Below are 17,020 nucleotides of genomic sequence, written 5' to 3'. Positions count from 1 at the left end.
GGGCGCGGGGAACTGCGCGATCAACCGTGCACGTACGTCGTGCCCTGGTCGCGCGCGCAGTTGATCAAACAGAGCCCCGCGCCCCTGGGGGACCCCAGTGCGTACGTTTCGCCTCCTCGGCTTCGTTCACGTGCGCCCGTCCGTTCGAAATGCGAAGGTATGGTCGACGGCCGGACGAGCGAACGGAGACACCCACGTGGCGCGCAGCGTGTACGTGACCGGGATCGACCGAGGGGACGGCCGGCAGGCCGTCGAGCTCGGGGTCATGGAGCTGCTCACCCGCCAGGTGGACCGGGTCGGTGTCTTCCGCCCGCTGGTGCACGCCGCCGGGCCCGGCGAGCCGGGCTCGGACCATGTGGTCGAGCTGCTCCGCAACCGCTACCGCCTCGACCTTCCCTCCGCCGAGCTCTACGGGCTCACCTACGAGGAGGCCGCCGCCCTGCAGGCCGCGCAGGGGCAGGACGAGCTGGTCTCCACGCTGGTCGACCGCTTCCGCGCCCTGGAGCGCAAGTGCCAGACGGTGCTGGTGCTCGGCACGGACTTCGCCGACACCAACATCCCGGACGAACTGGCCTTCAACGCCCGGCTCGCCAACGAGTTCGGCGCCTGGGTGCTCCCGGTGGTCGGCGGCCACGACGAGGACCCCCAGGCCGTCATCGCCGAGGTCCGCAACGCCCACCGCGCCTACCGCGACCTCGGCTGCTCCACCCTCGCCATGATCGCCAACCGGGTCGCCCCCGCCGCCAAACAGCAGATCCAGCGCGCCCTCACCGAGAAGCTGCCGATCCCCGCGTACGTGATCCCCGAGGAGCCGGCGCTGGCCGCGCCGACGGTGGCCCAGCTGGTCGAGGCGACCGGCGCCGAGGTGCTGCTCGGGGACGCCGCCGGCCTCGCCAGGGACGTCCGCAGCTTCGTCTTCGGCGGCGCCATGCTGCCCACCTTTCTGACCGCGCTGACCGAGGGCGCCCTGGTGGTCACCCCCGGGGACCGCGCCGACCTGGTGATCGGCTCGCTGGCCGCGCATGCCGCCGGCGCGCCGCCGATCGCGGGCGTCCTGCTGACCCTCGGCCAGCACCCCGGCCCGAACGTGATGGCGCTGGCCGCCCGGCTGGCCCCCGGCACACCCGTCGCCGTCGTCCCCGAGGGCAGCTGGATCACCGCCGCCGCCCTCACCCATCTGGAGGGCAGGCTGACCTCGGCGAGCCCCCGGAAGGCCGAGATCGCCCTGGGCCTCTTCGAACTCCACGTCGACACCGCCGAGTTGACCAGCCGGATCGAGCTGAGCCGCTCCGAGCGGGTCACCCCGATGATGTTCGAGCACGAGCTGCTGGAGCGGGCCCGCGCCGCCCGCCGGCACGTCGTCCTGCCGGAGGGCACCGAGGAACGGGTGCTGCGCGCCGCCGAGGTCCTGCTGCGCCGCAACATCTGCGATCTCACCCTGCTCGGCGATCCGGACAGCGTCCGCCGGAAGGCCGCGAGCCTGGGCATCGACCTCCCGCACGAGGGCGCCGGCCAGAACCGCGCCCAGATCCGGATCGTCGACCCGGCGACCAGCCCGCTGCGCCAGCAGTTCGCCGAGCACTACACCAGGCTGCGCGCCCACAAGGGCATGACCGTCGAGCTCGCCCTGGACGTCGTCACCGACGTGTCGTACTTCGGCACCCTGATGGTCCAGGAGGGCATCGCCGACGGGATGGTCTCCGGCGCCGTGCACTCCACCGCCGCGACCATCCGCCCCGCCTTCGAGGTGATCAAGACCTCGCCCGGCGCCGCGATCGTCTCCTCCGTCTTCTTCATGTGCCTGGCCGACAAGGTCCTGGTGTACGGCGACTGCGCGGTCAACCCGGACCCGGACGCCCAGCAGCTGGCCGACATCGCCATCCAGTCCGCCGAGACGGCTGCCCAGTTCGGCGTCGAGCCGCGGGTCGCGATGCTCTCGTACTCGACGGGCACGTCGGGCTCGGGAGCGGACGTGGAGAAGGTCCGCAAGGCCACCGAGCTGGTCCGCGGGCTGCGGCCCGACCTGCTGGTGGAGGGGCCGATCCAGTACGACGCCGCGGTGGACGCCCATGTGGCGGCCACCAAGCTGCCGGGATCGCCGGTGGCCGGGCGGGCCACCGTGCTGATCTTCCCGGACCTCAACACCGGCAACAACACCTACAAGGCCGTCCAGCGCTCGGCCGGTGCGGTGGCGGTCGGCCCGGTGCTGCAGGGGCTGCGCAAGCCGGTCAACGACCTGTCCCGCGGGGCTCTGGTGGAGGACATCGTCAACACCGTCGCGATCACCGCCATCCAGTCGCAGAACCCCGAAGGAGCAGCCAAGTGAGTGGGGCGACCCGCGTTCTGGTCCTCAATGCGGGGTCCTCCTCGGTCAAGTACCAGCTGATCGACATGCTCGACGGCTCCCGCCTCGCCTCCGGCCTGGCCGAGCGGATCGGCGAGGGCAACGGCCGCCTCGTCCACACGCCGCTGAGCGGGGTGAGGCGGGAGTCGCTCCAGGCCTTCCCGGACCACGACGCGGCACTGAAGGCCGTCGCCGAGGAGCTCGCCGCCGACGGGGTCGGCCTGGACTCCCCCGAGCTCGCCGCGATCGGCCACCGGGTGGTGCACGGCGGCAAGCGGTTCACCGCGCCGACGCTGATCACCGACGAGGTGCTGGCCGAGATCCGCCGCCTGATCCCGGTCGCCCCGCTGCACAACCCGGCCAACATCACCGGCATCGAGGTCGCCCGGTCGCTGCGCCCCGACCTCCCGCAGGTCGCGGTCTTCGACACCGCCTTCCACGCGACCATGCCGGAGTACGCCGCCCGGTACGCGATCGACAAGGCGGTGGCCGACGAGCACCGGGTGCGCCGGTACGGGTTCCACGGCACCTCGCACCAGTACGTCTCCCGGGCCGCCGCGCACCTGCTCGGCAAGGACCCGGCCGAGGTGAACGTGATCGTGCTCCACCTGGGCAACGGCGGCTCCGCCTCCGCCGTGGCGGGCGGGGTCTGCGTGGACACCTCGATGGGTCTCACCCCGCTGGAGGGGCTGGTCATGGGCACCCGTTCGGGCGATGTCGACCCGGGCGTCGTCTTCCACCTGCACCGGGTCGGCGGCCTGACGATCGATGAGATCGACGAGCTGCTGAACCGTCGCAGCGGCCTGCTCGGCCTCTGCGGGGACAACGACATGCGCGAGATCATGCGCCGCGCCTCCGAGGGCGACGCGGACGCGAAGCTGGCCTTCGACACCTACATCCACCGGCTGCGCAAGTACATCGGCGGGTACTACGCGGTGCTCGGCCGGGTCGACGCGATCGCCTTCACGGCCGGGGTGGGCGAGAACGCCGCGCCGGTGCGGGAGGCGGCCACGGCGGGGCTGGAGGAGCTGGGCATCGCGGTGGACCCGGAGCTGAACTCGGTCCGTTCGGGGGAGGCCCGGGTGATCTCGCCGCAGTACTCGCGCGTGGCCGTCGCCGTCGTCCCGACCGACGAGGAACTGGAGATCGCACAGCAGACCTTCGCGCTGGTCCACACTGCGTGAGATGACGGCCCGTCACGGTCTCACGCCTTGAAATGGTTCGTTGTCGATTCCTCACCATTCGAGCGGAATGCACCCATAACACGAACGGATAGACTGACGGATATGCGCCGAGCGAAAATTGTCTGCACCTTGGGTCCGGCGACGGACTCCTACGAACAGCTGAAGGCCATCGTCGAGGCGGGCATGAACGTCGCCCGACTGAACATGAGCCACGGCTCCCACGCGGACCACCAGGAGCGGTACCTCAAGGTCCGCCAGGTGTCCGAGGACACCGGCCGCACCATCGGTGTACTGGCCGACCTGCAGGGCCCGAAGATCCGTTTGGCGACCTTCGCCAACGGCCCCGTGACCGTCGACAACGGCGACGAGTTCACCATCACCACCGAGGATGTGCCCGGGGACCAGCACATCTGCGGCACCACCTACAAGGGCCTGCCCGGCGACGTGAAGCCCGGCGACCCGATCCTGATCAACGATGGCGTCATCGCCCTGGAGGTCGTCAGCGTCGACGGCCCGCGGGTGAGGACCGTGGTCATCGAGGGCGGCGTGCTCTCGAACAACAAGGGGATCAACCTCCCCGGCGCGGCCGTCAACGTCCCGGCCCTCTCCGAGAAGGACAAGGACGACCTGCGGTTCTCCCTGCGGCTGGGCGTCGACATGGTCGCGCTCTCCTTCGTGCGGAACGCGAGCGACATCCACGACGTGCACAAGGTGATGGACGAGGTCGGTATCCGCGTCCCGGTCATCGCCAAGATCGAGAAGCCGCAGGCCGTCGAGGCCATGGAGGAGATCGTCCTCGCCTTCGACGCCGTCATGGTCGCCCGCGGCGACCTCGCGGTCGAGTACCCGCTGGAGAAGGTCCCGCTGGTGCAGAAGGAGCTCATCACCCTCTGTCGCCGGAACGCCAAGCCGGTCATCGTCGCCACCCAGATGATGGAGTCGATGATCCACGCCTCGCGGCCCACCCGCGCCGAGGTCTCGGACGTCGCCAACGCCATCCTGGACGGCGCGGACGCGGTCATGCTCTCCGCCGAGTCCAGCGTCGGCAAGTTCCCGGTCGAGACGGTCAAGACCATGAGCCGGATCGCCGAGACGGCCGAGGAGGAGCTGGCCCGCCAGGGCCTGCAGCCGCTCAACCCGGGCCGCAAGCCGCGCACCCAGGGCGGCTCGATCGCCCGCGCCGCGTGCGAGCTGGGCGACTTCCTGAACGCCAAGTCGCTGGTGGCCTTCACCAAGTCCGGTGACACCGCCCGCCGGCTCTCCCGCTACCGCTCGCCGATCCCGGTCGTCGCCTTCACACCGGACGCCGCGACCCGCAACCAGCTGTCACTCAGCTGGGGCGTCGAGGCGTACGTGACGGAGCAGGTCGGCTCCACCGACGAGATGGTGGCCCAGGTCGACCGCGAGCTGCTGAGCATGCGGCGGCTGGACGAGGGCGACACCGTCATCGTCACGGCCGGCTCGCCGCCCGGCATCCCCGGCAACACCAACATGGTCCAGGTGCACCACCTCGGCACGCGCGCCTCTCTCTGACGCGCAGACGCCCGCGGGGCGCTCCCTCCGATCGGTGGAGGGGGCGCCCCGCGGGCGTTGTCCGGCGTGGCCCTGGAGGCTCACCGATCAGGATCGGGTCGCCCCTGTGGTTGGCCGGCTGCCCCAGCTACGGGCGGAGCCCCTTACCCCTAGTACGGCACGTCGTCGTTGAACAGCCGCATGCCGGGGATCTTCAGGGTGCCGCCGAACTGGCCGGCCTGGACGGCCTTGGCGTTGGTCAGCGTGAGGTCGAGCGGGATCGGCACCGTGCTGATCAGGTCGAACAGCCACTTCGGCAGGGTGTCCGGGGTGATGGTGATCTCGCCGAGGTCGATCGGGATCGGGAGGCCGATGATCTCCGCCAGGTGGCCGGAGAGGCTCTCCACGTACATCGTGATCGGGCCGCTGCGCATGGTCGAGGTCGAACCGGGGGCGCTCTTCACGTGGAAGGTCTTGCCCGGGATCTCGATCGTCGACATGTCGAGATCGCCGATGTCGACGCTCGCCGTGGTGAACTTCAGCACCCGCTTGGTGCCCGTCGGGGTCTTCACGTCGTACACGCCGTTGAAGACCGAGCCGTGCAGGGCCAGTCGGGTGGAGCGCAGCGTCCAGTTCTGCTGGGGGACGACGTGGCCGCTGCTCGCCTGCTTGGCGGTCACGCCCCGGGCGTCCACCGTGCAGTTCGGGCCGGTCGAGGCCGTCGCGGACGGGGTGGCGCCGGCCTTGGGCTTCGCGGTCGCCGTACCGGAGGGTACGACGGCGCCGGGCACGGTACCGGTGGCCGGGGCGACGGCACCGGAGGCCGGCGGCGTGGCGCCCGGAGCGGGGGTCGTGCTCGGGGTCGGCTTGGCCGGCGCCGGGGCCGGGGTGGGCTTGGCCGTCGGCGTCGGGGTCGGGGTGCTGCTGCCGCCCGGGTGCAGGATCGTGTCGAGGATGTCGCCGATGATGCCGTTCGACTGAACCGACGCGGAGCTCGCGGTCGCCGAGGGGCTGGGAGCCGCCTGCGGAGCCGCTGCCGCCACCTGTGGGGCCGCCGCCTTGATGGTGGGGCCGGGGGCGGGCAGGACGGGCCGCTGGGTCGGCAGCTTGGTCGGCAGGCTCGTCCGGGTGGGCGTCGCCGTCGGGCCCGGTACCGGGGTGAGGTCGCTCTTCGGGACCGGGGTCTCCTCGAGCACCGTGTCCGGGGCGCTCGCGCAGGCCTTGTCCTTCGGGGTGTCCGCCATCGCCAGGCTCGGGACGGTGCCCATCAGCAGTGCCGTGGGCACGGCGGCTATGGCGAGCGTGCGGCCGCGCAGACGGGTGCGCAGGCCCACCCGGACGGCCGCGTGGCGCGGGCCGGGTGCGGGGGTCGCCGAGTCGTCCGTGTCGGTCACCGCTGCTCCCCCGGGCCGGCGGCCTCCTCGGCGGCCGCGTGCTCTGCGACGGCGTGCTCAATGACTGCGGGCTCTTCGGCGGCCTGCTCGGGCTCGTCCGTGACCGACTCGGCGAGGCCTTCCGGCTGGACCTTCAGCGGGGCCCAGGAGACCAGCAGGCCCCCGCCCAGCAGACCGGCGATCAGCCCGGCGCCGAAGCCGCCCAGGTTGGAGACCGGGATGGAGATCAGGGCGAGCACGCTGGTGGCCACGCCGCAGAAGATCCTGACCAGCGGCTGGAACCAGGAGGTCAGCCCGAGCGCGATCAGCAGCAGGCCGATGACCAGCGAACCGGCGCCACCGGTGGTCGCCATCGCGACGGTGAGCCCGCCGATGCTCAGGTGCGCGTACGGGAAGTACAGGATCGGGAGGCCGGCGATCATGGCCAGCAGGCCGCCCCAGAACGGCCGTGTGCGGCGCCAGCTGCGGAACTTCAGCCGCAACCGGGTGAAGGCGCCCGCCTGTTCGGGCCACGCGTGGACAGTTGCGCTGGACACGATGCAGCTCCTCGATGGTGCGTGCGAGGGGGAAAGACTGGTGGTACAGCCGGAGGCGGGTGGGTACCCGCCCCCGGCCGCAGGGTCCGTCACGACGGTGCGCCGGGAGGTGCGCCGTCAGCTCGGGATCAGTAGCACTCGACGCCGTTGCCGGAGCCCTTGACGATGTTCAGCTTCAGGCCGTTGAGCGTGAAGGTGCCCGCCGAGGTGGCCCAGGCGGTCTGCTGCACACCGGTGAGGTGGGCAACGTCGGCCGCCTGCGCGAAGCCCTTGTCACCGGTCGGCAGCTTGCCCGCCTTGCGGACGAGGTCCACCGCGTCGCCGTTCTTGTTGCCGAGGGTGGAGGCGTCCTGGCCGATGTTGATGTTGGTGAACTCGGCATCGGCGTTCAGCTGGTTCAGGTCGATCAGCAGGTTCTTGGCGTCGACCGGCTTCTCGCCGTCACCCGCGTTGAGCACCAGGGTCCAGTAGCCGAGCGGACCGAGGTTGGTCTTCACGGACTGGCACAGACCCTTGAGGGTCGCGTGGTCGAAGGCCGAGATGGCGACCACGTGCGGAGTGCCGTTGGTCTCGAAGTCCACCCCGCCGAACTGGGAGAAGTGCTCGCCGGTCAGGTCCTTGACAGTGACCTTGAAGTCCTGGCCGGAGACGCTGAACGAGGCGGCGAGCGCGTTGTTCGCCAGGCTGACGCCGATGGCGGCCGTCGCGGCGATGCTGGGCACCATCACCAGGGCGAAGCGCTTCCAGCGGGTCTTGCCGAAAGTCTGGGACATGCGTGTCCTCCTTCTAGGACGTACATCTCCGGCCGTGTCCGGTGCGTCCCGCACTGGTCCCGGCCTGGGATGGGAGAGAGCTACGTCCTCGGTAGCGGAGAGCGCCATGGGCATCGGCGGACCCGGGGGCGGCCGTCACAGCGGCACTCCCGTCCCAGCACCGGCCGCCACAAGGGCAGCGGGTACGACCGACGACATCGGCGATCACCCCCGAGCGACAACCAACGACCGCGCGGGCTGCGCGGCCGCACAAAGGACAGGAACCGCGCGTGGGACCGCGGATACCCCCCTGCCCTTCAGCCTCCGGCCGGAGCCGGTGACCACCCGGTGGGGATCCCCTGGAGGGGACCGGGCGTGGCCGATCGTGCTTGAATCCCGGGAGAAGCACAAGGGGTTCGTTACTGACGGGTAATCCAACATCAGATGCCGTCGATCATGGAATCCAAGGCTTCGTCACACAGCGTGACGCCATGAAGGTTTCGTGCTGATGAAATCCCCTGGAAACAGGAGCGAAACACCCCCCGACGGTCACCCGAGGTGACTGCCGGGGGGCGTTGTCAAGATTTGGTAAAGCTCTGCGACTTTGACCGTTTTGTCGCTAAATCCCCAGCGACACCGCAGGTCACCTACCGTGCCACCAGGGCTCTCGGCTCAGAACAGCACCCGGGCCAGCGCACTGCGCGCCGCCGTCACCCTGGGGTCGTCCGAGCCGATGACCTCGAAGAGCTCCAGCAGCCGGAGCCGCGCGGCGTCCCGGTCCTCGCCGAAGGTCCGGCCCACGGTGTCGACCAGCCGCCCGAAGGCGTCCTCGACATGCCCGCCCACCAGGTCCAGGTCGGCCGCGTCCAGCTGGGCGGCGACGTTCTTCGGGTCCGCGGCGGCGGCCGCACGGACGGCCTGCGGCTCCAGCGACTCGACCCGGCGCAGCAACTGCGCCTGGGCCAGGCCCAGCTTGGCCTCGGCACTGCCCGGCTGGTCGGCCAGCACGTTCTCGTACGCCTGGATGGCGCCGCCCAGGTCACCGCGGTCCAGTGCCTCGTGCGCCGCCGCCAGGGCCGGGTCCTCCGGCACGTACGGAGCCGCCGGGCCCTCGCCGCCCGGTGCGGCCGAGCCGCCGACGATGCCGAAGCGCTGCTCGGCGACGGCGATCAGCTGGTCCAGGATCTTGCGGACGTTGGCCTCGTTCTCGGCGCCCTGGAAGAGCGGGACGAGCTGGCCGGCGACCACGGCCATCACGGCCGGGATGCCCTGGATGCCGAACTGCTGCGCGATCAGCTGGTTGGCGTCCACGTCGATCTTGGCGAGCACGATCCGGCCGGAGTACTCCTCGGCCAGCCGCTCCAGGATCGGGCTGAGCTGCTTGCACGGGCCGCACCACTCGGCCCAGAAGTCGACGACCACCGGCACCTCGGCCGAGCGCTGCACGACCTCGGCCTCGAAGGTTTCCTCGGTGACGTCGATGACGAGCGGGTACGCCGCCTCCTGCGGGGCGGAGCCGTCCGCTCCGGCGGCGGCTGCCTGGCGGGCCCGCTCGGCCCTGGCCTGCTCGGCCTTCTGGGCGGCCTCGCCGGCCGCCTTCACTGCGGCGAGGTCCACCGCACCGCGCAGGGCGGAGCTGTTGAGACGCGAATTCCGTGGCTGCATGGCACTATCCTCCCCCGTCCGCGCGGGTGACGGGTGCCAACCGCCGGGAAAGGTCGTACCAAGCTGGTCTGTACGCCCAGTGGCCGTCCGGCGGGAGCCTGTCTCCCGGGTAGCAGTTCGATGCCGACGCGGATCCCCATCCACGCCCCGCGCCCCTCCGGTCCCTCGGATCCGGGCGCGTGGTTGCCGCTCTTTCGCTACGAGTCGTAGCGTATCTGCAACGGGGGCTCCCCTCGCAAGCCCATCCGCACATCTCGGGACGTGACCTGCCCCACTTTCCCGGGCCGTCCGGCTGCCCACGAGGGCGACCTGTCGCTACCGTGGCCGGACCCAGAAAAGTTACTCGCAGGTAAACCGCAAGCAAGGAGGCTCGGTGGCCCCCACCACCCAGCAGCCCGCGGCCCCGGACCAGACCGCGCCCCCACGCGGCAAGGGCCGCCCCCGCAGCGCTGCCGCCGACCGGGCGATCCTCGACGCCACCCGCGAGGCGCTCGCCGAGCTCGGCTGGGGCGGGCTCACCATGGGCCACGTCGCAACCCGGGCCGGCGTCGCCAAGACCACCCTCTACCGCCGCTGGCCGTCCAAGAACGAACTCGTCGTGGACGCGGTGGCCAGCCTCTTCGACGAGTTGGAGATGGCCGACCTCGGCAGCCTGCGGGCCGACATCGAGGCCGTGGTCGGCCAGTTCGCCGGCCTGCTGGCCCGGCCGGAGACCCAGGCCGCCCTGCTCGCCCTCTTCGCCGAGGGCACCCGGGACCCGCTGCTGCGGCGGCGGATCCGGGAGCGGATCGTCGACCCGCAGAAGCACCTGGTGCGGCTGGGGCGGGCCCAGGCCCAGCAGCGCGGCGAGCTTCGGCCGGACCGGGACGCGGCCACCGCCTGCGAGGAGATCGACATCATCTTCGACACCATCGCGGGCACCGTCGAGCACCGCATGCTGGTGAGCGGCGAACCCGTCACCCCGGAGTGGATCCACCGCTTCACGACCCTCCTCCTGAGCCCCCTCCCCGGCCTGGCGGAGCAGTAGGAACCCCTGCGCAGAGGGCCAAGCACAGCAGGGGCGCGGGGCTCTGCTCGATCAACTGCGTGCGCGACCAACCGTGCACCTTCGTGGTGCCTTGGTCGCGCACGCAGTTGACTAGCAGAGCCCCGCGCCCCTGGGTAGTGCAACTGACTCAGCTGCCTCGCTCTCAGAACATCGCGGTCTCGCGGTAGATGCCCCACTCGTCCCGCAGTGCGTTGCAGATCTCGCCGAGGGTGGCCTCCGCGCGGACGGCCTCGAGCATCGGCGGGATCATGTTCGCGCCCGAGCGGGCCGCGGCCAGCATCGCGTCCAGGCCGGCCTTCACCGCCGTCTCGTCACGGGCCTCCTTGCGCGCGGCCAGCACCCGCACCTGCTCGCGCTCCACCTCGTGGCTGACCCGGAGGATCTCCAGCTCGGGGGTGACGCTGCGCGGGTGGCAGTTGACGCCGACCACGCGCTTCTCGCCCTTCTCGAGCGCCTGCTGGTACTGGAAGGCCGCCTCCGCGATCTCCCCGGTGAACCAGCCCTCCTCGATGCCGCGCAGGATGCCCGCCGTCATCGGCCCGATCGGGTGGTCCGCGCGTCCCTTGTCGAGAATGCGCTGGAAGATCGCCTCCGCCTGCGCCTCGATCCGGTCGGTCAGCGCCTCGACGTACCAGGAACCGCCCAGCGGGTCGGCCACGTTGGCGACGCCGGTCTCCTCCATCAGCACCTGCTGCGTGCGCAGCGCGATCTCGGCGGCCTGCTCGGACGGCAGCGCCAGGGTCTCGTCCAAGGCGTTGGTGTGCAGCGAGTTGGTACCGCCGAGCACGGCCGAGAGCGCCTCGACCGCCGTGCGCACCACGTTGTTGTACGGCTGCTGCGCGGTGAGCGAGACGCCGGCGGTCTGGGTGTGGAAGCGCAGCCACTGCGCCTTGTCGGTCTTGGCGCCGTACCGGTCACGCATCCAGCGGGCCCAGATCCGGCGCGCGGCGCGGAACTTGGCGATCTCCTCGAAGAAGTCCAGGTGCGCGTCGAAGAAGAACGACAGGCCGGGCGCGAAGACGTCCACGTCGAGACCGCGCGAGAGGCCGAGCTCCACGTACGCGAAGCCGTCGGCCAGCGTGTACGCGAGCTCCTGCGCGGCCGTCGCCCCGGCCTCGCGGATGTGGTAGCCGGAGACGGAGAGCGGCTTGTAGGCGGGGATGCCCTCGGCGCAGTACTCCATCAGGTCGCCGATCAGGCGCAGGTGCGGCTCGGGGGCGAAGAGCCACTCCTTCTGCGCGATGTACTCCTTGAAGATGTCGGTCTGCAGGGTGCCGTTGAGCACCCCGGGGTCGACACCCTGGCGCTCGGCGGCGACCAGGTACATGCAGAAGATCGGGACGGCCGGGCCGCTGATCGTCATCGAGGTGGTGACGTCGCCGAGCGGGATGCCGTTGAACAGCACCTCCATGTCGGCGGCCGAGTCGATGGCGACCCCGCAGTGGCCGACCTCGCCGAGCGACTTGGCGTCGTCGGAGTCGTAGCCCATCAGCGTCGGCATGTCGAAGGCGACCGAGAGCCCGCCGCCGCCCGAGTCCAGGATCATCCGGTAGCGCTCGTTGGTCTGCTCGGCGTTGCCGAAACCGGCGAACTGCCGGATGGTCCAGGTGCGGCCCCGGTAGCCGGTGGCGTGCAGGCCTCGCGTGTACGGGTACTCGCCCGGCCAGCCGATCCGCTCGAAGCCCTCGACCGGCTGCCCGGCCGGCGGGCCGTAGACCGGCTCGACCTCGTCGCCGCTCAGGGTGGTGAAGTCCGCGTCGCGCTTGCGCGCCTTGTCGTACCGCTGCTGCCAGCGTCGGCGGCCGGCCTCGATCTCGTCGGCGTCCATCGACTCGAACTCCACTCCGTACGGCCGCCACGGCATCGGGACGGCACAGCTACTAGGACGTCCTACCAATTTACTCGGACGTCCTAGTATCTGTCGATGGGCTCCTCCCCCGCGATGCGCCACGCAGCACGAAGGCGCCCCTTCCGGATCGGGAAGGGGCGCCTTCGAGGCCGTGCAGAAGAGGCCGTGCAGAAGAGGCCGTGCAGAAGAGGCTGCGCAGAGGAGGCCGTGCCGCCGGTCAGGCGCCGGCCGGCTCCGGAGCCGCGACGAGGCCGGAGATCTCGCGGGAGACCTTGCGCTCGACGAAGAAGACCGCGGTCGGGATGGTCCCGGCGAGCAGCACCCAGGCGAGCTTGCCCATCGGCCACTTGGCCTTCGTGCCGAGGTCGAAGGCGAAGACCAGGTAGACCACGTACAGCCAGCCGTGCGCGATGCCGACCGCGGTGGTGAAGCCGGCCGCGCCCGAGACGTCCAGCACGTACTTGGCGATCACGCCCAGGGTCAGCAGGATCAGGAGGACGCCCGTGACATACGCCATGGCCCGGTAGCGGGTCAGCACACTCTGCTTCATGCCCAAGAGGGTAACCGTCCGCTTCGGGTGCTTTTGCGCTGCCCCTACTCCTTGGGCGTCGGCGGCGTGAAGTCCCCCGCGTCCACCCGGAGCGGCCGGAGCAGTTCGAAGACCTGGCGGCACTGCTCCTCGGAGTACCCCTCCAGGCCGAAGTCCATGGCCATCAGCTCCCTGGTCGCCTCCTCGACCACGTCGCGGCCGCGCCCGGTGATCGCCGCCAGCACGCCGCGGCCGTCCAGCGGATTGGGGCGACGGGAGACCAGGCCGGCCCGCTCGAGGCGGTCGACCGTGTTGGTGACGCTGGTCGGGTGGACCATCAGGCGCTCGCCGATCTTGGAGAGCGAGAGCTCGCCGGTCCGGCTGAAGGTGAGCAGCACCAGCGCCTCGTAGCGGGCGAAGGTCAGCCCGTACGGCTTGACCACCGCGTCCACCCGGGAGAGCAGGATCTGGTGGGCACGCATGATCGAGGTGATCGCCGACATGGCGGGGACTCCGCCCCAGCGGCGGGTCCAGAGCTCGTCGGCGCGGGCGATCGGATCGAAGTCGAGTGCGAGGGGCTTGGCCACATCCCCACCGTACCGGCGGGCCCGCAGGCGGGTAGCAGGTGTCCACGATGGTGGACAAGGGCCGGTCTCTGGCGAGGTCTCGCCACCCGTTGCTTCTGGTACGTACCAGGACGGCCGAGACGGGCTATATTCCGGCAATATATCAGTTAAATCTGTTCAATTGCTGGAATTCGCTGGGAGTTCAGCCTCCGTTCGGACGGAAACCTCTTGTAAGCGCGGCATTTTGACCGTTTTGCACCAATTCTCCGAGCGGGCCGGACGGTCCGTCACCTGCCCACACCTGGCGGGATTTTGCCAACTATTGCCCCGGACCTGTCATTTCATCATTCCGGTTGTCATGCTTCTGGCCAGCCCCGTTCGGCAAGGCCGCCCCACCTCACCGGCCCTGCCGCTTGACCGCACGGAGCAGCACGTCAGCGTCCGTTCCGCCCCAGACGGCACTAACCCCGGTGCCCCGGGACGCGGCGCGACCGCGCACACGCGGTTGATTTGGAAGGAATCCGTACGTGAAGCGAAAGCTGACAGTCGGAGCCGTTCTCTCCGCCTCGGCGATCCTCGCCGGCGCGATCCAGGTCAGCGCCGGTACGGCGCAGGCCATCACCAGCCCGGTCGGACAGGCGACCGTCGGCGCGCAGCACACCGAGCTGATCGCTCTGGCCCGCAACGAGGCTCCGGCCGCCGCCCACGCCCTCGGCCTCGGCGCCCAGGAGCAGCTCATACCCAAGGACGCCATCGTCGACAAGGACGGCACCCGCCACCTGCGCTTCGAGCGCACCTTCGGCGGCCTGCCGGTCCTCGGCGGCGACCTGATCGTGCACCAGAAGGCCAACGGCTCGCTGAAGTCGGTGGACCGCGCGGTGAACGGCAAGCTCAGCCTCGGCTCCCTCACCCCGAAGCTCTCCGCCGACAAGGCCGCCGCGCAGGCGACCGGTGCCGTCCAGGCCACCGTCGGCATCGCCAAGGACGCCGACGAGCCGGCCATCACCTCGGTCGGCAAGGCGAGCCCGGCCAAGCTGGTCGTCTGGGCGGCCTCCGGCAGCGCGCGCCTGGCCTACGAGACCGTGGTCGAGGGCATGCGTGCCGACGGCACGCCCAGCAACCAGCACCTGGTCACCGACGCCACCACCGGTGAGCTGCTCTACACCCACGAGGACATCCGGACCGCCAACGCCAGCGGCACCGGCACCGGCGTCTTCGTCGGCAGCGTGCCGCTGACCACCAACTACACCGGCAGCACGTACCAGCTGAAGGACGCCACCCGCGGCGGCCAGTACACCACCAACCTGGCCAACAGGACCTCGGGCAACGGCACCCTCTACACCGACGCCGACAACGCCTGGGGCACCGGCGCGGTCTCCAACGGCCAGTCGGCCGCCGTGGACGCGCAGTTCGGCGCCGCGGCCACCTGGGACTTCTACAAGAACTCCTTCGGCCGCAACGGCATCCGCAACGACGGTGTCGGCGCGTACAGCCGGGTCCACTACGGCCGCAACTACGTCAACGCGTTCTGGAGCGACTCCTGCTTCTGCATGACGTACGGCGACGGCGCCAGCAACACCCACCCGCTGACCGAGCTGGACGTGGCCGGCCACGAGATGACGCACGGCGTCACGGCCAACACCGCGGGCCTGAACTACTCGGGCGAGTCCGGCGGCCTCAACGAGGCCACCTCGGACATCTTCGGCACCATGGTGGAGTTCTCCGCCAACCTGGCGAAGGACAACCCGGACTACCTGATCGGCGAGCTGATCAACATCAACGGTAACGGCACGCCGCTCCGTTACATGGACAAGCCCTCCAAGGACGGCGGCTCGGCCGACTACTGGTCCTCCACCGTCGGCAACCTGGACGTCCACTACTCGTCCGGCGTGGGCAACCACTTCTTCTACCTGCTGGCCGAGGGCAGCGGCGCGAAGACCATCAACGGCGTCAGCTACAACAGCCCGACCTACAACGGCTCCACGGTGACCGGCATCGGCCGCACCAAGGCCGCCGCGATCTACTACCGGGCGCTGACCGTCTACTGGACCTCCACCACCGACTACAAGGGCGCGCGCACCGGCACCCTGCAGGCGGCTGCCGACCTGTACGGCTCCGGCTCGGCCGAGTACAACGCCGTGGCCGCGGCCTGGTCCGCGGTCAACGTCAACTAGCCGTCGGACTCCACTGACGGCACCCCCTGAAACGCGCGGGTGCCGGGCCCTCCGGAGGGGAGGCCCGGCACCCGCGTCACCATGTTCAGGCCGTGGCGGGCTCGGCCTCGGCCCGGAGCTCGCCGCGTTCCTCCTTGGCGAGCATCCGCTCGGCGAAGAAGCCACCCGTCGGCAGCACCGACAGGACGAGGAGCAGCAGGCCGCGCTTGGCGTCCCAGCGCCGCCCCTGCCACGCCAGGGCGAGGAAGACCACGTACAGGATGAACAGGATGCCGTGCACCATGCCCATCACCGGCACGGCGTCGAAGCTGGTGGTCCGCTTCAGCACCGAGCAGATCAGCAGCAGGATGAAGGAGAGGCCCTCGGGCCCGGACACAAGGCGCAGGCGGTGGACGGCGCTGCTGCTCTTCACGGTGTTACCTCATAAGCGGTCGGCGAGCGGGCTTGTGAACCGGCTCACAAGCCCGGGTCCATTATCACCGACCTCACACCCGGCCCAGGCCCGGGGTGCCGAGCGTCACAGCGGCGCCACAGAATCGGGCCGGACCGGCTGATCAGGGCCGCGCACCCCTATTCTTCTGCCGCACGGCCTGACGGTCAGGCCGGCGACTCTCGCGGGGGAGCCACCGTTGTTCAAGATCGACTGGAACCGCCGGACGTGCTCCAGGCGCGGCCACACCACGTACGCCCCGGACGAGCCCGAGCTGCGCTCGCGGCTGCACGCGCACACCGCCCTCGGCGACGCCTGGCGCTGCCTGCGCTGCGGGGACTTCTCGCTCGGCGCGCCGCACGGCTCGGGCCCGGCCGACGAGGCTCCGCTGGTACCGCGCGGCAAGGCGCTGCGCGACCTCTTCATCCTGCGCTTCCTCGCGGTCGAGCGGTTCCTGCGCGGTCTGCTGATCATCGTGGTGGCCTGGGCGGTCTGGAAGTTCTCCAACAGCCAGGACGCAGTGCGCGAGTTCTTCGACGAGAACCTGACGGTCTTCAAGCCCGTCACCGACCACTTCCACTGGGACCTCGAGCACTCGCCCATCGTGGACACCATCCGCAAGAGCTTCGACTTCAAGCACAGCACCCTGCTGATCGTGGCGGTCGCCCTGCTCGCGTACGCGGTGATCGAGATCGTCGAGGCGGTCGGCCTCTGGATGGGCAGGCGCTGGGCCGAGTACCTCACGGTGGTGGCCACCGCCGCCTTCCTGCCGCTGGAGGTGTACGAACTCAGTGAGCACGTCAGCGCGGTGAAGATCTGCACCCTGGCGCTGAACATCATCGCGGTGCTCTGGATCCTGCTCTCCAAGCGGCTCTTCGGCCTGCGCGGCGGCGTGGTCGCCTTCGAGGCCGAGCGGCACTCCGCCTCGCTCCTGGAGGTCGAGCAGGCGGCCGGCACGGTGCCCGCCGCGGTCTGATTTGTTCCAGATCCGTACCAGACGGCCCACAGCCTCTCCCCTGGAGTCGACCGCTACCGCT

The 17,020-nt window shown here is 70.4% G+C and carries 14 protein-coding genes; 6 read left to right on the top strand and 8 right to left on the bottom strand.

The genetic code is table 11. The features are described from left to right. The first annotated feature begins 196 nt into the window (after positions 1-196). From pta to pyk, 3 genes are all read left to right on the top strand, one after another. Positions 197-2,326, top strand: a complete 2,130-nt coding sequence (gene pta / locus FB465_RS22980) for a phosphate acetyltransferase (RefSeq protein ID WP_145793369.1) — start codon at positions 197-199, stop codon at positions 2,324-2,326. Continuing rightward, a complete protein-coding gene (locus FB465_RS22975) occupies positions 2,323-3,528 on the top strand; it encodes an acetate kinase (RefSeq protein ID WP_145793367.1) in 1,206 nt (401 codons plus the stop codon). Before pta ends, FB465_RS22975 begins: the two co-directional genes overlap by 4 nt. Before the next feature lie 102 nt (positions 3,529-3,630). Then, positions 3,631-5,061 (top strand): pyruvate kinase, encoded by a 1,431-nt coding sequence (gene pyk / locus FB465_RS22970; RefSeq protein ID WP_145793366.1) that lies wholly within the window; start codon positions 3,631-3,633, stop codon positions 5,059-5,061. Positions 5,062-5,210: 149 nt separating this feature from the next. On the opposite strand, the gene FB465_RS22965 is transcribed toward pyk, so the two are convergent. From FB465_RS22965 to trxA, 4 genes are all read right to left on the bottom strand, one after another. After that, on the bottom strand, positions 5,211-6,434 hold the full coding sequence (locus FB465_RS22965) for a hypothetical protein (protein ID WP_145793364.1): 1,224 nt from the start codon (positions 6,432-6,434) through the stop codon (positions 5,211-5,213). Continuing rightward, complete coding sequence (locus FB465_RS22960; protein WP_211785840.1) at positions 6,431-6,970, bottom strand: DUF6114 domain-containing protein; 540 nt, start codon at positions 6,968-6,970, stop codon at positions 6,431-6,433. The genes FB465_RS22965 and FB465_RS22960 overlap by 4 nt, the downstream gene beginning before the upstream one ends. Positions 6,971-7,098: 128 nt before the next feature. Beyond that, positions 7,099-7,743: a DUF6230 family protein gene (locus FB465_RS22955; RefSeq protein ID WP_145793362.1), complete on the bottom strand. Its 645-nt coding sequence runs from the start codon at positions 7,741-7,743 to the stop codon at positions 7,099-7,101. A gap of 651 nt (positions 7,744-8,394) precedes the next feature. Next, on the bottom strand, positions 8,395-9,387 hold the full coding sequence (gene trxA / locus FB465_RS22950) for a thioredoxin (RefSeq protein ID WP_145793361.1): 993 nt from the start codon (positions 9,385-9,387) through the stop codon (positions 8,395-8,397). Between the two features lie 373 nt (positions 9,388-9,760). Here trxA and FB465_RS22945 point away from each other — a divergent pair, with 373 nt between their 5' ends. Next, entirely contained in the window at positions 9,761-10,414 is a 654-nt protein-coding gene (locus FB465_RS22945) for a TetR/AcrR family transcriptional regulator (protein WP_145793359.1), read from the top strand. A 163-nt stretch (positions 10,415-10,577) separates the two neighbouring features. On the opposite strand, the gene icmA is transcribed toward FB465_RS22945, so the two are convergent. The 3 genes from icmA to FB465_RS22930 all read right to left on the bottom strand — a co-directional run bounded on the left by icmA (position 10,578) and on the right by FB465_RS22930 (position 13,400). Further along, a complete protein-coding gene (gene icmA / locus FB465_RS22940; protein WP_145793357.1) occupies positions 10,578-12,263 on the bottom strand; it encodes a coenzyme B12-dependent isobutyryl-CoA mutase large subunit in 1,686 nt (561 codons plus the stop codon). Positions 12,264-12,501: 238 nt separating this feature from the next. Further along, complete coding sequence (locus FB465_RS22935) at positions 12,502-12,834, bottom strand: DUF3817 domain-containing protein (RefSeq protein ID WP_145793355.1); 333 nt, start codon at positions 12,832-12,834, stop codon at positions 12,502-12,504. Positions 12,835-12,878: 44 nt separating this feature from the next. Next, on the bottom strand, positions 12,879-13,400 hold the full coding sequence (locus tag FB465_RS22930; protein WP_145793354.1) for a MarR family winged helix-turn-helix transcriptional regulator: 522 nt from the start codon (positions 13,398-13,400) through the stop codon (positions 12,879-12,881). A gap of 506 nt (positions 13,401-13,906) precedes the next feature. On the opposite strand from FB465_RS22930, the gene FB465_RS22925 reads away from it, so the two are divergent. Then, positions 13,907-15,553, top strand: coding sequence for a M4 family metallopeptidase (locus FB465_RS22925; protein ID WP_145793352.1), 1,647 nt, complete (start codon positions 13,907-13,909; stop codon positions 15,551-15,553). A gap of 85 nt (positions 15,554-15,638) precedes the next feature. Here FB465_RS22925 and FB465_RS22920 read toward each other — a convergent pair whose 3' ends face one another. After that, on the bottom strand, positions 15,639-15,965 hold the full coding sequence (locus FB465_RS22920; protein ID WP_145793350.1) for a DUF3817 domain-containing protein: 327 nt from the start codon (positions 15,963-15,965) through the stop codon (positions 15,639-15,641). Between the two features lie 217 nt (positions 15,966-16,182). Between FB465_RS22920 and FB465_RS22915 the strand changes: the two genes are divergently transcribed. Next, entirely contained in the window at positions 16,183-16,959 is a 777-nt protein-coding gene (locus FB465_RS22915) for a DUF2127 domain-containing protein (RefSeq protein ID WP_145793349.1), read from the top strand. The last annotated feature ends 61 nt before the right edge of the window (positions 16,960-17,020 follow it).

The sequence above is a fragment of the Kitasatospora atroaurantiaca genome, from assembly GCF_007828955.1.
GTDB classification, from domain to species: domain Bacteria; phylum Actinomycetota; class Actinomycetes; order Streptomycetales; family Streptomycetaceae; genus Kitasatospora; species Kitasatospora atroaurantiaca.
The sequence above is the reverse complement of the archived record's forward strand: the minus strand, read 5'-3'. Positions and strand labels throughout refer to the sequence as shown.